Source organism: Vibrio sp. sp1, from assembly GCF_016920955.1.
GTDB lineage: Bacteria > Pseudomonadota > Gammaproteobacteria > Enterobacterales > Vibrionaceae > Vibrio > Vibrio alginolyticus.
Map to the genome: position 1 here is coordinate 1,925,072 of NZ_CP060589.1, position 17,626 is coordinate 1,942,697.

A 17,626-nucleotide genomic window follows, 5' to 3' on the forward strand; every position below is an offset into this window, starting at 1 on the left:
GAATAGAATTGATGACAATCCAACATACACAAGACTTAGTTCAGATTCGCGCAATGGTGCCAGAGATGCGCCGCGTGAAATCCATCCACTTCATCGGTATTGGTGGTGCGGGCATGAGCGGCATTGCAGAAGTGCTGTTGAACGAAGGCTACCAAATCACAGGTTCTGATCTATCAGAGAACGCTGTGACAGAGCGTTTGGTATCAAAAGGTGCGACGGTATTTATCGGTCATCAAGCCAGTAATGTAGAAAAAGCCAGTGTGGTTGTTGTGTCAACGGCGATCAACGAAGAAAACCCAGAAGTGATGGCGGCACGTGAATTACGCATCCCTATCGTACGCCGTGCAGAGATGTTGGCTGAATTGATGCGATTCCGTCACGGTATTGCCGTTGCGGGTACACACGGTAAAACCACGACGACCGCTCTTGTCACTCAAATCTATTCTGAAGCCGGTCTTGATCCAACGTTTGTGAATGGCGGTTTGGTGAAAAGCGCAGGTACAAATGCGCGTCTAGGCTCGAGTCGTATTCTAATTGCAGAGGCAGATGAAAGTGACGCGTCATTCCTGCACTTGCAACCAATGGTGAGCATTGTTACCAATATCGAAGCCGATCATATGGATACCTATGGTGGTGACTTTGAAACCTTAAAGCAAACCTTCATCGATTTCCTTCATAATCTACCGTTTTACGGCCAAGCAATTGTTTGCATTGACGATCCTGTGGTTCGAGAGTTAATCCCACGTATTAGTCGTCAAGTGATAACTTACGGTTTTTCTGAAGATGCCGACGTACGTATTGAAGATTATCGTCAAGAGGGGCAGCAAGGCAAATTTACGGTAGTACGTAAAGGGCGAGCTAACTTAGATATCACGCTGAATATTCCAGGTCGTCACAATGCATTGAATGCGTCTGCTGCGATTGCGGTTGCTACTGAAGATGACATTGAAGACGATGCGATCCTAAAGGCAATGGCTGGTACGCAAGGTACGGGAAGACGTTTTGATCACCTTGGCGAGTTTGATACTGGCAACGGCCATGCAATGCTTGTTGATGATTACGGCCATCATCCCACAGAAGTGGATGTAACCATTAATGCAGCACGCAGTGGTTGGCAAGACAAGCGTTTGGTGATGATTTTCCAACCGCACCGTTATAGCCGTACTCGTGATTTATACGATGATTTCGCGAATGTGCTTGAACAGGTAGATGTATTGATCATGCTGGATGTTTACGCAGCGGGTGAAAAGCCGATTGCAGGGGCTGATGGGCGCGCTTTATGTCGCACAATTCGCAGCCGAGGCAAGGTAGATCCGATTTTTGTTCCAGAAATCGAGCAATTACCTTCAGTTTTAGCTAACGTTATACAAGACGGCGACCTAATCTTAACGCAAGGTGCGGGTGATATTGGTAAAGTGGCGAAACAGCTGGCAGGTCTTAAATTGAATATAAACAAGATGCTTGGCTGACACATATTGTTGACGCGAAGGACAGATAAAGACTCAGATCTCGATTTTGCGTCAATATCATTGTGATTTATTGCTATCAGTGTTTGATAGTTTACAAGAGCTCAGTATAATCCCAAGGTTAAAGTCAAGACTTTTACCTCTGCGTAATTATATGGGTAAAAAGTACACGACAAAAGTCAGGAAACGAAGACGTTGTTGAATATTGCACTGAATGACGAGCGACCAAACACGGGTAACAACCGTGGTCGCCAAGAAAAAATCTTGGGTGCGTTATTTTTCGTTGTGGTTGTGACTTTAATTAGTTCTGTTTTGTACGCGGCGATCAGTTGGATGTGGGATGACCAAAGGTTACCTCTCTCCAAAATAGTACTTCAGGGGAAACTGGAGTATGTCCAAGCTGACGATGTGCAGGCTGCATTTAGTCGAATTGATCACATCGGTACATTTATGTCTCAGGATATTGATGTATTACAGCAAAGTGTCGAAGCTCTGCCATGGGTAGCGCATGCCGCAATCCGAAAGCAGTGGCCGGATACAGTAAAAGTTTTTTTGACGGAGCATCAACCAGAAGCCATTTGGAATGGCAACGAACTGTTAGATAAAAACGGGTTCGTTTTTGATGGAGATGTTGCTCTGTTGCAAGAAGAAAAAGTGAAGCTGTACGGACCCAAAGATAGCGGACCGGAAGTCTTACAGACTTACCGTGATTTGAGTCCTAAGTTTCAGCAATTGGGTTTAGCGATATCGTCTCTGGTATTAAACGAGCGACGAGCTTGGCAAATCATCCTTGATAACGGTATTCGATTAGAGCTCGGTAAAGAGTCTCTTCTTGAGCGTATAGAGCGCTTTTTTAAGCTCTATAATAAGCTTGGCAGTGACACGCAAAGAATCAGTTATATCGATCTTAGGTACGATACAGGAGCCGCAGTTGGTTGGTTTCCTGAACAAGAGTTAGAAGAGAGTACAGATGACTAAGGCCGCTGATGACAACATTATTGTTGGTCTTGATATAGGCACTGCAACCGTATCGGCTCTAGTGGGTGAGGTTTTACCAGACGGTCAAATTAATATTATTGGCGCAGGTAGTAGCCCCTCACGCGGCATGGATAAAGGTGGCGTGAATGATTTGGAGTCGGTTGTAAAATCAGTACAACGTGCAATTGATCAAGCTGAATTAATGGCAGAGTGCCAGATCAGCCGAGTCTTCATTTCGTTGTCTGGTAAGCATATCGCAAGCCGAATTGAAAAAGGTATGGGCACGATTTCTGATGAAGAGGTGTCTCAAGAAGACATGGATCGCGCTATCCATACCGCAAAATCGATTAAAATCGGTGATGAACAGCGAATTCTTCATGTGATCCCGCAAGAGTTCACCATTGATTACCAAGAAGGAATCAAAAATCCGCTTGGTTTATCTGGGGTAAGAATGGAAGTGAGTGTCCACCTTATCTCATGCCATAATGACATGGCACGCAACATTATTAAGGCGGTAGAACGCTGCGGCCTTAAAGTAGAACAACTCGTATTTTCTGGGCTTGCTGCTAGTAATGCAGTAATCACTGAGGATGAAAGAGAGCTTGGAGTTTGTGTGGTTGATATTGGCGCCGGCACGATGGATGTGGCCATCTGGACTGGCGGTGCGTTACGTCACACAGAAGTATTTTCGTACGCAGGAAATGCTGTAACCAGTGATATTGCTTTTGCTTTTGGCACGCCAGTGAGCGATGCTGAAGAAATAAAAGTCAAATATGGCTGTGCTTTGAGTGAACTGGTCAGTAAGGATGACACGGTTAATGTACCAAGCGTAGGTGGACGACCATCACGTAGCCTGCAACGTCAAACGTTGTCAGAAGTGATTGAGCCACGCTACTCTGAGCTTATGGGACTGGTTAACCAAACTATCGACTCTGTACAAGCAAAATTGCGCGAAGAGGGTATCAAGCACCATCTGGCTGCGGGAGTTGTACTCACCGGCGGTGCTGCGCAAATGGACGGAGTGGTAGAATGTGCGGAACGCGTATTCCGCAATCAAGTAAGGGTCGGCAAACCGCTCGAAGTCAGCGGATTAACTGACTATGTAAAAGAGCCGTACCATTCTACGGCAGTTGGATTACTTCATTACGCAAGAGACATGCAGTCTAGCGACGATAGCGATTATAATGAACCTAAACGCTCATCTGTAACTGGCTTTTTCGATAAATTGCGTAACTGGATACAAAAAGAGTTTTAACCTGAGTTGCAGGATAAACGGAGACAACACATGTTTGAACCGATGATGGAAATGTCTGACGATGCAGTAATCAAGGTCGTTGGGGTTGGTGGCGGCGGTGGTAACGCCGTTGAACACATGGTGCGTGAATCCATCGAAGGTGTGGAATTCATCAGCGTCAACACTGATGCGCAAGCACTTCGTAAGACAAGCGTTGGCAATGTTATTCAGATCGGTGGTGATATCACTAAAGGTCTGGGTGCAGGTGCTAATCCACAGGTTGGCCGTGACGCAGCTCTCGAAGACAGAGATCGAATTAAAGATTCCCTGACTGGCGCCGATATGGTGTTTATCGCAGCTGGTATGGGTGGCGGTACCGGTACTGGTGCAGCGCCTGTTATTGCTGAAGTGGCTAAAGAGCTTGGCATTCTAACAGTAGCGGTAGTAACTAAACCGTTTAGTTTTGAAGGTAAAAAGCGTTTGGCATTTGCTGAGCAAGGTATCGATGAGCTCTCTAAGCATGTTGACTCTTTGATCACGATTCCAAACGAAAAGCTACTTAAAGTACTTGGTCGTGGTGTAACACTACTAGAAGCTTTTGCAAGCGCTAACGATGTTCTTAAGAATGCCGTTCAAGGTATTGCTGAGCTAATTACTCGCCCTGGCATGATCAACGTCGACTTTGCGGACGTAAGAACTGTAATGTCTGAAATGGGTCACGCAATGATGGGTAGCGGCATCGCCAAAGGTGAAGACCGTGCTGAAGAAGCGGCTGAAATGGCAATTTCTAGCCCACTTCTGGAAGACATCGATCTAGCGGGCGCTCGTGGTGTTCTTGTCAATATTACTGCTGGTCTGGATATGCGTCTTGACGAGTTTGAGACGGTTGGTAATACAGTGAAGGCATTCGCTTCTGACAATGCGACTGTTGTTATCGGTACTTCTCTAGACCCTGATATGACTGACGAAATCCGCGTAACAGTTGTAGCGACAGGTATTGGTAATGAGAAAAAGCCAGATATCACGCTAGTTGCGGGTGGTAAAGCGAAAGTGGCACCGACGCCGCAAGCTCAACCACAGCAACAAGCAGCGGCAACGCAAGCTGAAGAAAAACCGGCACAGACCTTGCAAAATAATCAAGCGCAAGAGAAGCCACAGGTAACTCCTCAGCCGACAAACACTGCTCCTTCTTCTCCAGCTTCGTCGAGCCAAAGTTCTGCGGCTCCAAAGCAAGAAAAGGAAAGTGGTTATTTAGATATACCGGCATTTTTGCGTCGTCAGGCTGATTAATCTTTAACCCATAAATTTGACATGGCTCAAAATTATGGTAGCATTCACGGTCGACGTTACAGACGGCCGTGTTTTGTAGCAAATTTTTGAGAGGCAAGCAGATGATCAGACAACGTACTCTGAAAGAAATAGTGAAAACAACTGGTGTGGGTCTCCACTCTGGTCGTAAAGTCACACTTACTCTGCGCCCGGCTGCTGCAAATACAGGTATCATTTACCGTCGTACAGATGTAAATCCACCTGTAGATTTTCCAGCTGATCCAGCTTCGGTTCGTGACACCATGCTTTGTACTGCATTGGTAAACGATGAAGGTGTGCGTATTTCAACTGTTGAGCACTTGAATGCGGCACTTGCTGGTATGGGCATCGATAACATTGTTGTCGAAGTAGACGCACCTGAAATTCCGATCATGGATGGTAGTGCAAGCCCATTTGTATACTTGCTACAACAAGCAGGTATCGAAACGCAAAATGCGCCAAAACGCTTCATCCGCATCAAAAAGCCAGTTCGTTTTGAAGATGGTGATAAATGGGCAGAATTTGTACCATTTAACGGCTTCCGTATGGACTTCGAAATTGAGTTTAATCACCCAGCGATTGAATCAGACGAGCAACGTTTGCTGTTTGATTTCTCGTCAAAAGGCTTTGTTCGTGAGATTTCTCGAGCACGTACGTTTGGCTTTATGCGTGATATCGAATATCTACAATCTCAAAACCTAGTTTTGGGTGGTAGTTTTGACAATGCTATCGTTTTGGATGATTACCGTATTCTTAATGAAGAAGGTCTACGCTTTGAAAATGAGTTTGTGACTCACAAAGTGTTGGATGCGATTGGTGACCTTTACATGTGTGGCCACCCAATCATTGGTGAATTCCGTGCCTTTAAATCTGGCCACGGTTTAAATAACCAACTGTTACGTGCTGTTCTTGCAGATCAGGAAGCGTGGGAGTGGACTACATTCGAAGAAGAAGTCGGCTCACCAGTAGCATTCGCAGAACCAAATATGGTGCTTGCGTAAATACTTGGCATTAGAATTAATAAAAAACCAGGCTTATGCCTGGTTTTTTGCTATTTGGCTTTAATCCTGGATTTATCAATAACATTCAAGCTTTCAGCATATTGAAATAACGTTCACTTACGATCTTCCTTTTCTGCCATATCGGCTAATCGTTTTAAACGCTCTTGAATTTTCGGTGGCGCCATGTCGGCAATCGTCATTAATGACTTTGCTGCAGATTGGGTTAGTGGTGGACGCTTAGGTCTGTCGTCTTGTTGAAAGCGGTTTCGATATAGTGAAGGATTGATCCTCACTTCAACGCTCATCAGCTTGGCAAAGCCTTGAGTACGAAGTTTATTTAGGATCATGAGGCGATCGTAATCGATCTTCATTTTGATCGCGGCACTAGAGACATCGATCAATAGATGGCCGTTACGAACATTCGCTACTCGGCAATGATCGGCCGTCCCCGTGGGTAAGACCTCTTGCAAAGCTTGGTTAAGCTGTAAGATTTCTCCAGCATGTTCTTGAATCTGCTTGAACTGTGACTCAGCAATAACATCTTCAGTCGAGGTTGGACGGTGATCACGCATAGGTAAAATCTAATTTTGTTGAGATATAGCTATTCTAGAGCAGCTTTCTATCAAGGTATAGTTTACATTAACGTCTTTAGCTTCAGTTTTACAATGTAGCAAGGTAAAAAGCAAAGTTTGCTCTGGATGGATTACACATATTGCGGTATGCAATATCGGCTAATCAGTCACCACTTTAAGTAAAAACTTCAGAGTGCTTCAAACAAATACGTCTATTTATGGTTGTATCGATTAAAAATCCTTACACTAAGCCACATTGTTTCAAAACTTAGCCTTGAAATATGGATGTTTGAACTCAATATCTTTGATAAATGATTTATCTCAGTATTCTTAGTTCCAAACTGGCAGAGACTGAAGGCATTATGAGTAGATCGGGAACGGTCTGAATAAAGAGAGATTCACGAAAAATGATAACTAAGCTACTGACAAAAGTGATTGGCAGTCGCAACGACCGAACACTGCGCCGCCTTAGAAAAATTGTAAAAGAAATTAATAACTATGAGCCAACATTCGAGGCTCTAAGTGACGAAGAGTTAAAAGCAAAGACGGTTGAATTCCGTGAGCGCCTAGAGAAGGGTGAAACTCTTGATAAACTACTTCCAGAAGCTTTTGCTACGGTTCGTGAAGCATCTAAGCGTGTCTACGGTATGCGCCACTTCGACGTCCAGCTTATCGGTGGTATGGTTCTAAATGCGGGTCAAATCGCTGAAATGCGTACGGGTGAAGGTAAAACGCTGACGGCAACGCTTCCTGCTTACCTAAATGCCCTAGCTGGTAAAGGCGTTCATATTGTAACAGTGAACGATTATCTAGCTAAACGTGATGCAGAGACAAACCGCCCTCTATTTGAATTTTTAGGTATGACTGTTGGCGTAAACGTGCCAAACATGCCTCCTCAAGAGAAAAAAGAAGCGTACCAAGCTGACATCTTGTACGGAACGAACAATGAATTTGGTTTTGACTACCTTCGTGACAATATGGCTTTCCGTAGCGAAGATCGCGTACAACGTGAACGCTTCTTTGCAGTTGTCGATGAGGTGGACTCAATCCTAATTGATGAAGCTCGTACCCCTTTAATCATTTCTGGTCCTGCTGAAGATAGCTCTGAGCTATACACCCGAATCAACCTTTTGATCCCGCATCTTAAAAAGCAAGACAAAGAAGACTCTGAAGAATATCGTGGTGATGGTCACTACACTGTTGATGAGAAATCAAAGCAAGTATACCTCACAGAAACGGGCCAAGAGTACGTTGAAGAACTGTTGGTGAAAAATGGTCTTATGGAAGAGGGTGACACACTTTACTCTCCGACTAACATCAGCATGTTACATCACGTGAATGCCGCTTTGCGTGCTCATGTGTTGTTTGAGCGCAACGTTGATTACATCGTTACTGACGAAGGTGAAGTAGTAATTGTTGATGAACATACTGGTCGTACAATGCCAGGTCGTCGTTGGTCTGAAGGTCTTCACCAAGCAGTAGAAGCGAAAGAAGGCGTTAAGATTCAAAACGAAAACCAAACTTTGGCTTCGATTACCTTCCAGAACTACTTCCGCTTATACGAAAAACTGTCTGGTATGACAGGTACTGCGGATACTGAGGCGTTTGAGTTCCAATCTATTTATGGCTTGGAAACGGTGGTTATCCCAACCAACAAACCTATGATTCGTAACGATATGCCGGATGTGGTGTATCGCACCGAAGCTGAGAAGTTTGCTGCAATCATTGAAGATATCAAAGAGCGCGTTGCGAAAGGTCAGCCAACATTGGTTGGTACCGTATCGATTGAAAAATCAGAACTACTCTCCAACGCCTTGAAGAAAGCGAAGATCAAACACAACGTATTGAATGCGAAATTCCATGAGAAGGAAGCGGAAATTGTTGCTGAAGCGGGTATGCCGGGTGCGGTAACTATCGCGACCAACATGGCCGGTCGTGGTACGGATATTGTGCTTGGCGGTAGTTGGCAATCAAAAGTGGAAGCTTTGGAGAACCCAACTCAAGAACAAATCGATGCGATTAAAGCAGAGTGGAAAGTGGTACATGATCAAGTACTAGATGCTGGTGGTCTACACATCATTGGTACTGAGCGCCACGAATCTCGCCGTATTGATAACCAGCTACGTGGTCGTTCTGGTCGTCAAGGTGATGCGGGTTCATCGCGCTTCTACCTATCTATGGAAGACTCTTTGTTACGTATTTTCACTTCTGATCGTATGGCGAGCCTTATTCAAAGTGGTATGGAAGAAGGTGAAGCTATTGAATCGAAAATGCTTTCTCGCTCAATTGAAAAAGCACAGCGCAAAGTGGAAGGCCGTAACTTTGATATCCGTAAGCAGCTACTAGAATACGATGATGTGGCGAACGATCAGCGTAAGGTTGTCTACGAGCTGCGCGACGAATTGATGAACGTTGAAGACATCAGCGGTATGATCGAGCAAAACCGTGAAGATGTGCTAACAGCGGTTATTGATGAGTACATCCCGCCACAATCACTAGAAGATATGTGGGACGTTGAAGGTCTACAAGAGCGCTTGAAAGCAGACTTCGATCTTGATGCGCCAGTGAAGCAATGGCTTGAAGAAGACGATAAGCTTTACGAAGAGGCGCTACGCGAGAAGATCATCAATCTAGCCGTTGAAGTGTACAAAGAGAAAGAGGAAGTGGTGGGTGCGCAAGTACTTCGTAACTTCGAGAAATCGGTTATGCTTCAAACTCTGGATACGCTTTGGAAAGAGCACTTGGCAGCAATGGATCACTTGCGTCAGGGTATTCACTTACGCGGCTATGCGCAGAAGAACCCGAAACAGGAATACAAGCGTGAATCGTTTGAACTGTTTGAAGGTCTACTAGAAGCGCTGAAAACTGATGTGATTACTGTTCTATCTCGCGTTCGAGTTCAGCAACAAGAAGAAGTTGAACGTATGGAAGAGCAACGTCGTGCGCAAGCTGAAGAGGCCGCTCGTCGTGCTCAAGCGCAACACGCAGCAGCACAAAACCCTCTTTCTGAAGGTGAAGAATCTGAAGAAGGTTCAAGTCAGCCAATGGTACGTGATGAACGTAAAGTAGGTCGCAATGAGCCTTGCCCTTGTGGTAGTGGTAAGAAGTATAAACAGTGCCACGGCAAAATCGACTAACGTATTAGTCAGATAATGTTTTAAAGAGTCGCCTAGGCGGCTCTTTTTTTAAGCAAATTCTGTGGCTGTCGAATTTCATAAGTTTTGATAGCATCGGATAGTTTTAGAGATGCAAAGACCGTTGAAGTGTAACGGCTTGAGAGTTAGGAACCCCTATGAAAAGAATTCACATAGTCGCGGCTATTATTTTTAACCAAGACAAATCAAAAATTTTTATTACAAAGCGTCCAGACGACAAGCATAAAGGCGGGTTTTGGGAGTTTCCCGGCGGGAAAGTCGAGTCAGGAGAAAGTATTGAACATGCTCTAGCAAGAGAACTTGAAGAAGAGGTAGGAATTGAAGTTACTGAGCAAGCCCTTTTCGAGCATTTGGAATATGACTATCCAGACAAATCACTTAAGTTTGATTTTATTACGGTATCTAAGTTCAGTAATGAGCCTTACGGCCGAGAAGGTCAAGAAGGTCGCTGGGTTGAGATAAGAGAATTGGGTAACTATGCCTTTCCTGAAGCGAACGTGCCTATCTTGGAGCGTGTCGTAAAAGAGTTCGCTTAAGCCTGATGAACTTGCTTGTGGTAACCACGGTATGTTGTTAGTTTAAACAGATTAAGCGAAACGAGAGAACGAGAGCAAACCTCGTTATCCAGAGAAGGAGAGAAAGCGCAATGGTTCGTATTGCAATCGCAGGAGCAGCAGGCCGAATGGGCCGTAATTTGGTTAAAGCTTCACACCTTAACCCAGAGGCGACAGTGAGCGCGGGATCAGAACGACCTGAGTCCTCACTTGTCGGTGTCGATATCGGTGAACTTTGTGGTGAAGGCAAATTCGATGTGTTCTTAACGGATGATCTTGCTAAAGACGTCGATAATTTTGATGTAATCATCGATTTTACTGCCCCAGTAAGTACGTTGGCGAATCTTGAACTGTGTAAGAAGCATGGAAAGAGTATTGTGATTGGGACGACTGGTTTCAGTGATGCAGAGCGTGAACTGATTGACGAAGCCGCTAAGCAAGTGCCTGTTGTCATGGCTCCTAACTACTCTGTTGGTGTGAACCTAGTATTTAAGCTTCTTGAGAAAGCAGCCAAAGTGATGGGCGACTACTGTGATGTTGAGATTGTCGAAGCACATCATCGTCATAAAGTTGATGCTCCTTCTGGTACCGCTATCGGGATGGGCGAAGCCATTGCTGGTGCGATGGGCAACAAGCTGAATGATGTAGCTGTCTATGCGCGAGAAGGTATCACAGGTGAACGTACTAAAGATGAGATCGGCTTTGCTACAATTCGCGCTGGCGATATCGTCGGTGAGCACACAGCCATGTTTGCTGATATCGGGGAACGAGTGGAGATAACGCACAAAGCGACCGATCGTATGACGTTTGCTAATGGCGCCGTCAAGGCCGCTGTTTGGTTGAGTGCCAAACCAGCGGGCTTTTATACCATGACAGATGTTTTGGGATTGAATGAACTCTAAATACATAATTATTCGCCGGCGGTAGCCGGCTTTTTTATATCTATAGAATTATTTGTAAATGAAATGATTCTAACAGAAAGTATTTTGGTGCTTACTTTTGTCGTTGTTTTGGTTGTTTTGTGGGTGTTTTGGGTTTTGATGTCTAAAAACTAATGTCTTTTTTGTCGAGTGAACGTTTGCGTGAAAAATTCATACTTTTTTGTGATCTCTAAAAAGTTCAAATTTGTAAAATTCATTAAACCTCTATGCCTCTCTATGTAATAGCATGTAAAAGTTATCTTTTTGGGCCTTACTGATTCAAAATGACCTTACTCGCTAGAAATTAATCATTTATTTTTGATTGTAGGTTGACAGGTTTCGAGTCCAACTTTAGAATACCGCCAATTTGTCTGAAATACCTATTTATGTAGATTTTATAGGTAAAGGAAGGCATGTTTGCAGTTTGATTTATTTTTTTTGCATTTTTATTCTGGAGGTTGTCTTGGGTAAATTAGCACTGTTGGTCCTAGAAGATGGGACAGTGTTCCGCGGAGTGTCCATAGGGGCAGATGGTCTTTCCGTTGGTGAAGTCGTTTTTAATACCTCGATGACGGGGTATCAAGAAATCCTCACTGATCCTTCCTATTCTCAGCAAATCGTCACTCTCACTTATCCTCACATTGGCAATACCGGAACCACTTCCGAAGATGAAGAATCCTCTTCCATTCATGCACAAGGCCTTGTGATTCGCGATCTTCCTCTAATCGCTTCTAACTTCCGTAACGAACAATCCCTCTCTGATTATCTTAAGTCTCAAAATATCGTTGGCATCGCTGATATCGATACTCGTAAGCTCACTCGTATCCTGCGTGAAAAAGGTGCTCAAAACGGCTGTATTGTTGCGGGCAACAACCTAGACGAAGCTTTGGCACTAGCGAAAGCAAAAGAATTCCCAGGCTTAAAAGGAATGGACCTTGCGAAAGAAGTTACAACAAAAGAAGCGTATCAATGGAAGCAAGGTTCGTGGACGCTTGAAGGTGGACTTCCAGAGGCGAAAGATGACAGCGAGCTGCCATACCACGTTGTCGCTTACGACTTCGGCGCAAAACGCAACATCTTACGAATGTTGGTTGACCGTGGCTGCCGCTTAACGGTTGTACCTGCAGAAACGTCAGCGGAAGAAGTTCTGGCACTAAATCCAGATGGCGTATTCTTATCAAACGGCCCTGGTGACCCAGAACCATGTACTTACGCGATTGAAGCAACCAAAGTGTTCCTAGAAAAAGGCCTGCCAATTTTTGGTATTTGTCTAGGTCACCAAATTCTGGCGCTAGCATCAGGTGCGCAAACGGTGAAAATGAAGTTTGGTCACCACGGTGCAAACCACCCAGTAAAAGATTTAGAGCGTAACGTTGTGATGATTACCTCGCAAAACCACGGCTTTGCGGCAGATGAAGCAACATTACCGGAAAACTTACGTGCTACTCACGTATCGCTATTTGATGGCTCTTTGCAAGGTATCCACCGCACAGACAAGCCAGCATTTAGCTTCCAAGGTCACCCAGAAGCGAGCCCTGGTCCACATGACGCGGCACCGCTATTTGACCACTTTATCGAACTAATCAAAAAACACAGCGCTTAATTCGGAGTAGTAGATAATGCCAAAACGTACTGACATTCAAAGTATTCTAATTCTTGGTGCTGGTCCGATTGTTATCGGTCAGGCATGTGAGTTTGACTACTCTGGCGCACAAGCGTGTAAAGCTCTTCGCGAAGAAGGCTACCGAGTTATCCTAGTTAACTCTAATCCAGCAACGATTATGACTGACCCAGAGATGGCAGATGCGACTTACATCGAGCCGATTCAGTGGGAAGTTGTACGCAAGATCATCGAGAAAGAACGTCCTGATGCAGTTCTGCCAACTATGGGTGGTCAGACAGCACTTAACTGTGCGTTAGATTTAGAGAAGCACGGCGTTCTCGCAGAGTTTGGCGTAGAGATGATTGGTGCAACGGCTGATGCAATCGACAAAGCGGAAGACCGTTCTCGTTTTGATAAAGCGATGAAGTCTATCGGCCTTGAGTGTCCTCGCGCAGATACAGCGAAGAGCATGGAAGAAGCTTACAAAGTTTTAGATATGGTTGGCTTCCCTTGTATCATCCGTCCATCGTTCACCATGGGTGGCACTGGTGGTGGTATCGCGTACAACAAAGAAGAGTTCGAAGAAATCTGTCGTCGTGGTCTGGACTTATCTCCGACCAACGAACTTCTTATCGATGAGTCACTCATCGGTTGGAAAGAGTACGAAATGGAAGTCGTTCGTGACAAAGCGGACAACTGTATCATCGTATGTTCAATCGAGAACTTTGACCCAATGGGCATCCATACGGGTGACTCAATCACGGTTGCTCCAGCACAAACACTGACTGACAAAGAATACCAGCTTATGCGTAATGCATCGCTAGCTGTTCTGCGTGAAATCGGTGTTGAAACAGGTGGTTCAAACGTACAGTTTGGTATCAACCCGAAAGATGGTCGTATGGTCATCATCGAGATGAACCCGCGTGTATCTCGCTCTTCTGCGCTAGCATCAAAAGCAACAGGCTTCCCAATTGCGAAAATTGCCGCGAAACTGGCTGTTGGCTTTACGCTAGACGAACTACAAAACGACATCACAGGTGGTGCAACACCTGCGTCATTTGAACCAACTATCGACTACGTCGTAACTAAGATCCCTCGCTTTAACTTCGAGAAATTTGCTGGTGCAAACGATCGTCTGACAACTCAGATGAAATCGGTTGGTGAGGTAATGGCGATTGGTCGTAACCAACAAGAATCTCTTCACAAAGCACTGCGTGGCCTAGAAGTTGGCGCAACTGGTTTTGATGAGATGGTCGATCTGGAAGCGCCAGATGCACTGACTAAGATTCGTCACGAACTTAAAGAAGCAGGTGCAGAGCGTATCTGGTACATCGCCGATGCATTCCGAGCGGGTATGTCAGTCGACGGTGTGTTCAACTTGACTCAAATCGACCGCTGGTTCCTGGTTCAAATCGAAGAAATTGTAAAACTCGAAGAACAAGTCAAGGCGGGCGGCTACGCAGGTTTGACCAAAGAAGTGCTTCGTCAGATGAAACGCAAAGGCTTCTCTGATGCTCGCTTGTCTAAATTGCTTGGTGTCGCTGAAAGTGAAATTCGCCGTGCTCGTGAGCAGTTTGATATTCATCCGGTTTACAAACGTGTGGATACATGTGCAGCAGAGTTTTCTTCTGACACGGCTTACATGTACTCATCTTACGATGAAGAATGTGAAGCAAACCCAACAGACAAAGATAAGATCATGGTTCTTGGTGGCGGTCCAAACCGTATCGGCCAAGGTATCGAATTCGATTACTGTTGTGTTCATGCATCACTTGCGCTGCGTGAAGACGGTTACGAAACCATTATGGTTAACTGTAACCCAGAAACGGTATCTACTGACTACGATACGTCTGATCGTCTGTACTTCGAGCCAGTAACTCTGGAAGATGTACTGTCTATCGCTCGTGTTGAAAAACCAAAAGGTGTGATTGTTCAGTACGGTGGTCAAACGCCACTTAAACTGGCTCGTGCTCTAGAAGCGGCTGGTGTGCCAATCATTGGTACTAGCCCAGATGCTATCGACCGTGCGGAAGACCGCGAACGCTTCCAAGCCGCTGTTGACCGTTTAGGTCTACTTCAGCCAGAAAACGCGACAGTAACAACGATGGAGCAAGCGGTTGAGAAATCGAAAGAAATTGGCTTCCCATTAGTTGTTCGTCCATCTTATGTACTCGGTGGTCGTGCGATGGAAATCGTATACGACGAGCAAGACCTGCGTCGCTACTTCAACGAAGCAGTAAGCGTATCGAACGAGTCTCCAGTTCTGCTAGACCGTTTCTTGGATGATGCAACCGAAGTTGATATTGATGCTATCTGTGACGGTGAACGCGTCGTTATCGGCGGTATCATGGAGCACATCGAACAAGCGGGTGTTCACTCTGGTGACTCTGCATGTTCACTGCCTGCATACACGCTAAGTCAGGAAATTCAAGACAAGATGCGTGAGCAAGTTGAGAAGTTAGCATTCGAACTCGGTGTACGCGGTTTGATGAACACGCAGTTTGCTGTGAAAGATAACGACGTTTATCTAATTGAAGTGAACCCTCGTGCTGCTCGTACGGTACCATTCGTATCGAAAGCGACAGGCGCTCCTCTAGCGAAAATCGCTGCACGTGTAATGGCGGGTCAATCTCTAGAGTCACAAGGCTTTACTAAAGAGATTATCCCTCCTTACTACTCAGTGAAAGAAGTGGTTCTGCCGTTCAACAAATTCCCTGGGGTTGACCCTCTATTGGGCCCTGAAATGCGCTCAACAGGTGAAGTAATGGGTGTGGGTGCAACGTTCGCAGAAGCTTACGCGAAAGCAGAGCTAGGTTGTGGTGCGGTTTATCCTGAAGGTGGTCGTGCGCTACTGTCTGTACGTGAAGGTGATAAAGAGCGTGTTGTTGACCTAGCTTCTAAGTTAGTGAAACTGGGTTACCAGTTGGATGCGACACACGGTACTGCTGTAATTCTGGGCGAAGCGGGTATTAACCCACGTTTGGTAAACAAAGTACACGAAGGTCGTCCACACATTCTTGACCGCATCAAGAACAACGAATACACCTACATCGTAAACACGGCTGCTGGTCGTCAAGCGATTGAAGATTCGAAAGTTCTACGACGTGGTGCACTGGCAGAAAAAGTGAACTACACAACGACACTGAATGCAGCGTTCGCAACATGTATGTCTCATACTGCAGACGCAAAAGCGTCAGTAACTTCGGTTCAAGAGTTACACGCTAAAGTGAAAGCGAGTCTAGACGCGTAACAGATAAAAATCAGTAAGCTCATTAATCAGGGCTTACATGACAACCTCATTGCCCGCTCATTTGAGCGGGCTTTTTTATATCGAGGTTTTTCTAAAATGAAGAGCATTAAAGTGTGCTAGGAACGATTGGTATGCTTCGCTTTTGAAGATCATTAAGCTAATGATGGCAAGCAATGTACCCAAAGATGAAGAAATAGTACTACCATTTGCTACAACAAAATTAATGCTGCAAGTGAGAATGATAAAAGAGATAGTAAGTAAGTTTATTTTTGCAGCAACACTTAATCCTTTGCTTATTGTCAGAATGTTTGGAATGCATACAACAACAACCGTAATAGCTCCCAATGTAAGGAGGTAAGTATCTAGAGCAATGTGTTGAGTGAAAGAAAACCAGTCATTCCAAATGCTTAAGCTAATAGCCAGACCAATAGTCAATGCCAAGTATAAACATATACTTAGTGAGATGTTTGCTATGCTAATTGATTTAGTATTCAACTTTCAATTCCTCATAGATTCCAATAGCAAGATTTCTTAACTCTCCCGAATAACCGCTTCCTACTATGCTAATTGAGCCTCCAATTGCATCTAGAAGCTGATGAGAAATGGATGCGGATATTGTTGCTTGTGAATACCTCTTAGGAATTTCTCCTGACAACATTAGCTGTTTACGAGCTTTATTCGAAATGCTCGGAAGGTTTTTACGGATGATTTCTTTAGTTAATCTTGTTCTTTCTTGTCTGTTTAAGCCTTTTAGAATCTCGGGAACGCCTTTCTTAGTGGTTTGCTTAAGAGATTGAACCATTTTTATCGTTTGATATCCACTAGCGCCCGCTCCAGCTAAGGAGATGTAATCTAAAGCTTTAGTTGTATTTTGATACCACTCATTACTGTCTATATCCGATAATTTGTCTGGTGATTTAGATACCATACGGGTTCTTGCTACTCCAATAGCACATTGAGCTGTGGCAGCAACAGTAGCGGCGTGTGAGATATAGGACATAGTTACGCCCACAGGACCACTTACTGGTATTGTTAGCCCCGAACCAACTACCCCAATCCAGCCAATCGCTGCACCAATACAGCTAATGCTCGCTGATAGAAGCTCTTGATTGAATCTTGATTTTGACTCTTCCTGTTTTATTTTTTTTGCAAATTCTTGAGATGATTGTAATTTTATCGGTTCTCGTAGAATGATAAAGGTAGGATTGATATGGCATGTGGATTTAAAGTCTCTTAAGCGTACAACGGTGAATTTGTTATCAATATAAATTACACCCGCACCGCTAGTCTCTGGTTTAGCGTCAATAACGCTGAATAGCTGATTAATATTCACTATCTGTTCGATTTTTAAGCGTAATTGCTGTTCTTTTATTGATGGTCGAGTCAGTAAGGCTTCCATTATTTTCGTTTTTTATCAGATTAAATATTTCCTATTAAGACAGCATTTTCTTTTTCTATCAAAATATTAAGAGGCTCTTGAGGTGAGGCTCTATATTTGGATGTAATTGATATTTTTAATGTATCATTCTCTAGATTTATTAACTGATGAAAATTAGGAATAGATTGGTGTCTTGACTTTCCATTG

Annotated in this window: 13 protein-coding genes; 10 read left to right on the forward strand and 3 right to left on the reverse strand. The window is 44.5% G+C overall.

Going from position 1 to position 17,626, the window contains the following annotated elements; translation table 11 throughout:
- Positions 1-11: 11 nt before the first annotated feature.
- The 5 genes from murC to lpxC all read left to right on the forward strand — a co-directional run bounded on the left by murC (position 12) and on the right by lpxC (position 5,987).
- Positions 12-1,469: a UDP-N-acetylmuramate--L-alanine ligase gene (gene murC, locus H9L11_RS09120; protein ID WP_054578502.1), complete on the forward strand. Its 1,458-nt coding sequence runs from the start codon at positions 12-14 to the stop codon at positions 1,467-1,469.
- A gap of 192 nt (positions 1,470-1,661) precedes the next feature.
- Positions 1,662-2,444 carry a cell division protein FtsQ/DivIB gene (locus H9L11_RS09125; RefSeq protein WP_005387393.1) on the forward strand — a complete coding sequence of 261 codons (783 nt, stop codon included), beginning with the start codon at positions 1,662-1,664 and terminating at the stop codon, positions 2,442-2,444.
- The gene (ftsA, locus tag H9L11_RS09130) at positions 2,437-3,699 is read left to right on the forward strand and encodes a cell division protein FtsA (protein WP_005372946.1); all 1,263 of its coding nucleotides are present in this window, start codon (positions 2,437-2,439) and stop codon (positions 3,697-3,699) included. Before H9L11_RS09125 ends, ftsA begins: the two co-directional genes overlap by 8 nt.
- Before the next feature lie 30 nt (positions 3,700-3,729).
- The gene (ftsZ, locus tag H9L11_RS09135; RefSeq protein WP_205390711.1) at positions 3,730-4,968 is read left to right on the forward strand and encodes a cell division protein FtsZ; all 1,239 of its coding nucleotides are present in this window, start codon (positions 3,730-3,732) and stop codon (positions 4,966-4,968) included.
- Between the two features lie 101 nt (positions 4,969-5,069).
- Positions 5,070-5,987 carry a UDP-3-O-acyl-N-acetylglucosamine deacetylase gene (gene lpxC, locus H9L11_RS09140; protein WP_005381871.1) on the forward strand — a complete coding sequence of 306 codons (918 nt, stop codon included), beginning with the start codon at positions 5,070-5,072 and terminating at the stop codon, positions 5,985-5,987.
- 113 nt (positions 5,988-6,100) lie between these two features.
- Here the strand turns inward: lpxC and H9L11_RS09145 are convergent, their stop codons facing one another.
- Entirely contained in the window at positions 6,101-6,559 is a 459-nt protein-coding gene (locus H9L11_RS09145; protein WP_137281709.1) for a DciA family protein, read from the reverse strand.
- 407 nt (positions 6,560-6,966) lie between these two features.
- Here H9L11_RS09145 and secA point away from each other — a divergent pair, with 407 nt between their 5' ends.
- The 5 genes from secA to carB all read left to right on the forward strand — a co-directional run bounded on the left by secA (position 6,967) and on the right by carB (position 16,041).
- The gene (secA, locus tag H9L11_RS09150; protein WP_005387389.1) at positions 6,967-9,696 is read left to right on the forward strand and encodes a preprotein translocase subunit SecA; all 2,730 of its coding nucleotides are present in this window, start codon (positions 6,967-6,969) and stop codon (positions 9,694-9,696) included.
- Positions 9,697-9,851: 155 nt separating this feature from the next.
- Positions 9,852-10,250, forward strand: a complete 399-nt coding sequence (gene mutT, locus H9L11_RS09155) for an 8-oxo-dGTP diphosphatase MutT (protein WP_005387387.1) — start codon at positions 9,852-9,854, stop codon at positions 10,248-10,250.
- A gap of 110 nt (positions 10,251-10,360) precedes the next feature.
- Entirely contained in the window at positions 10,361-11,170 is an 810-nt protein-coding gene (dapB, locus tag H9L11_RS09160; protein ID WP_005381860.1) for a 4-hydroxy-tetrahydrodipicolinate reductase, read from the forward strand.
- A gap of 481 nt (positions 11,171-11,651) precedes the next feature.
- Positions 11,652-12,791 (forward strand): glutamine-hydrolyzing carbamoyl-phosphate synthase small subunit, encoded by a 1,140-nt coding sequence (carA, locus tag H9L11_RS09165; protein ID WP_017821483.1) that lies wholly within the window; start codon positions 11,652-11,654, stop codon positions 12,789-12,791.
- A gap of 16 nt (positions 12,792-12,807) precedes the next feature.
- Positions 12,808-16,041: a carbamoyl-phosphate synthase large subunit gene (gene carB / locus H9L11_RS09170; RefSeq protein WP_005381854.1), complete on the forward strand. Its 3,234-nt coding sequence runs from the start codon at positions 12,808-12,810 to the stop codon at positions 16,039-16,041.
- A 75-nt stretch (positions 16,042-16,116) separates the two neighbouring features.
- On the opposite strand, the gene H9L11_RS09175 is transcribed toward carB, so the two are convergent.
- Positions 16,117-16,536, reverse strand: a complete 420-nt coding sequence (locus tag H9L11_RS09175) for a hypothetical protein (RefSeq protein ID WP_155396149.1) — start codon at positions 16,534-16,536, stop codon at positions 16,117-16,119.
- Entirely contained in the window at positions 16,526-17,440 is a 915-nt protein-coding gene (locus H9L11_RS09180; RefSeq protein WP_025768414.1) for a hypothetical protein, read from the reverse strand. Before H9L11_RS09180 ends, H9L11_RS09175 begins: the two co-directional genes overlap by 11 nt.
- Between the last annotated feature and the right edge of the window lie 186 nt (positions 17,441-17,626).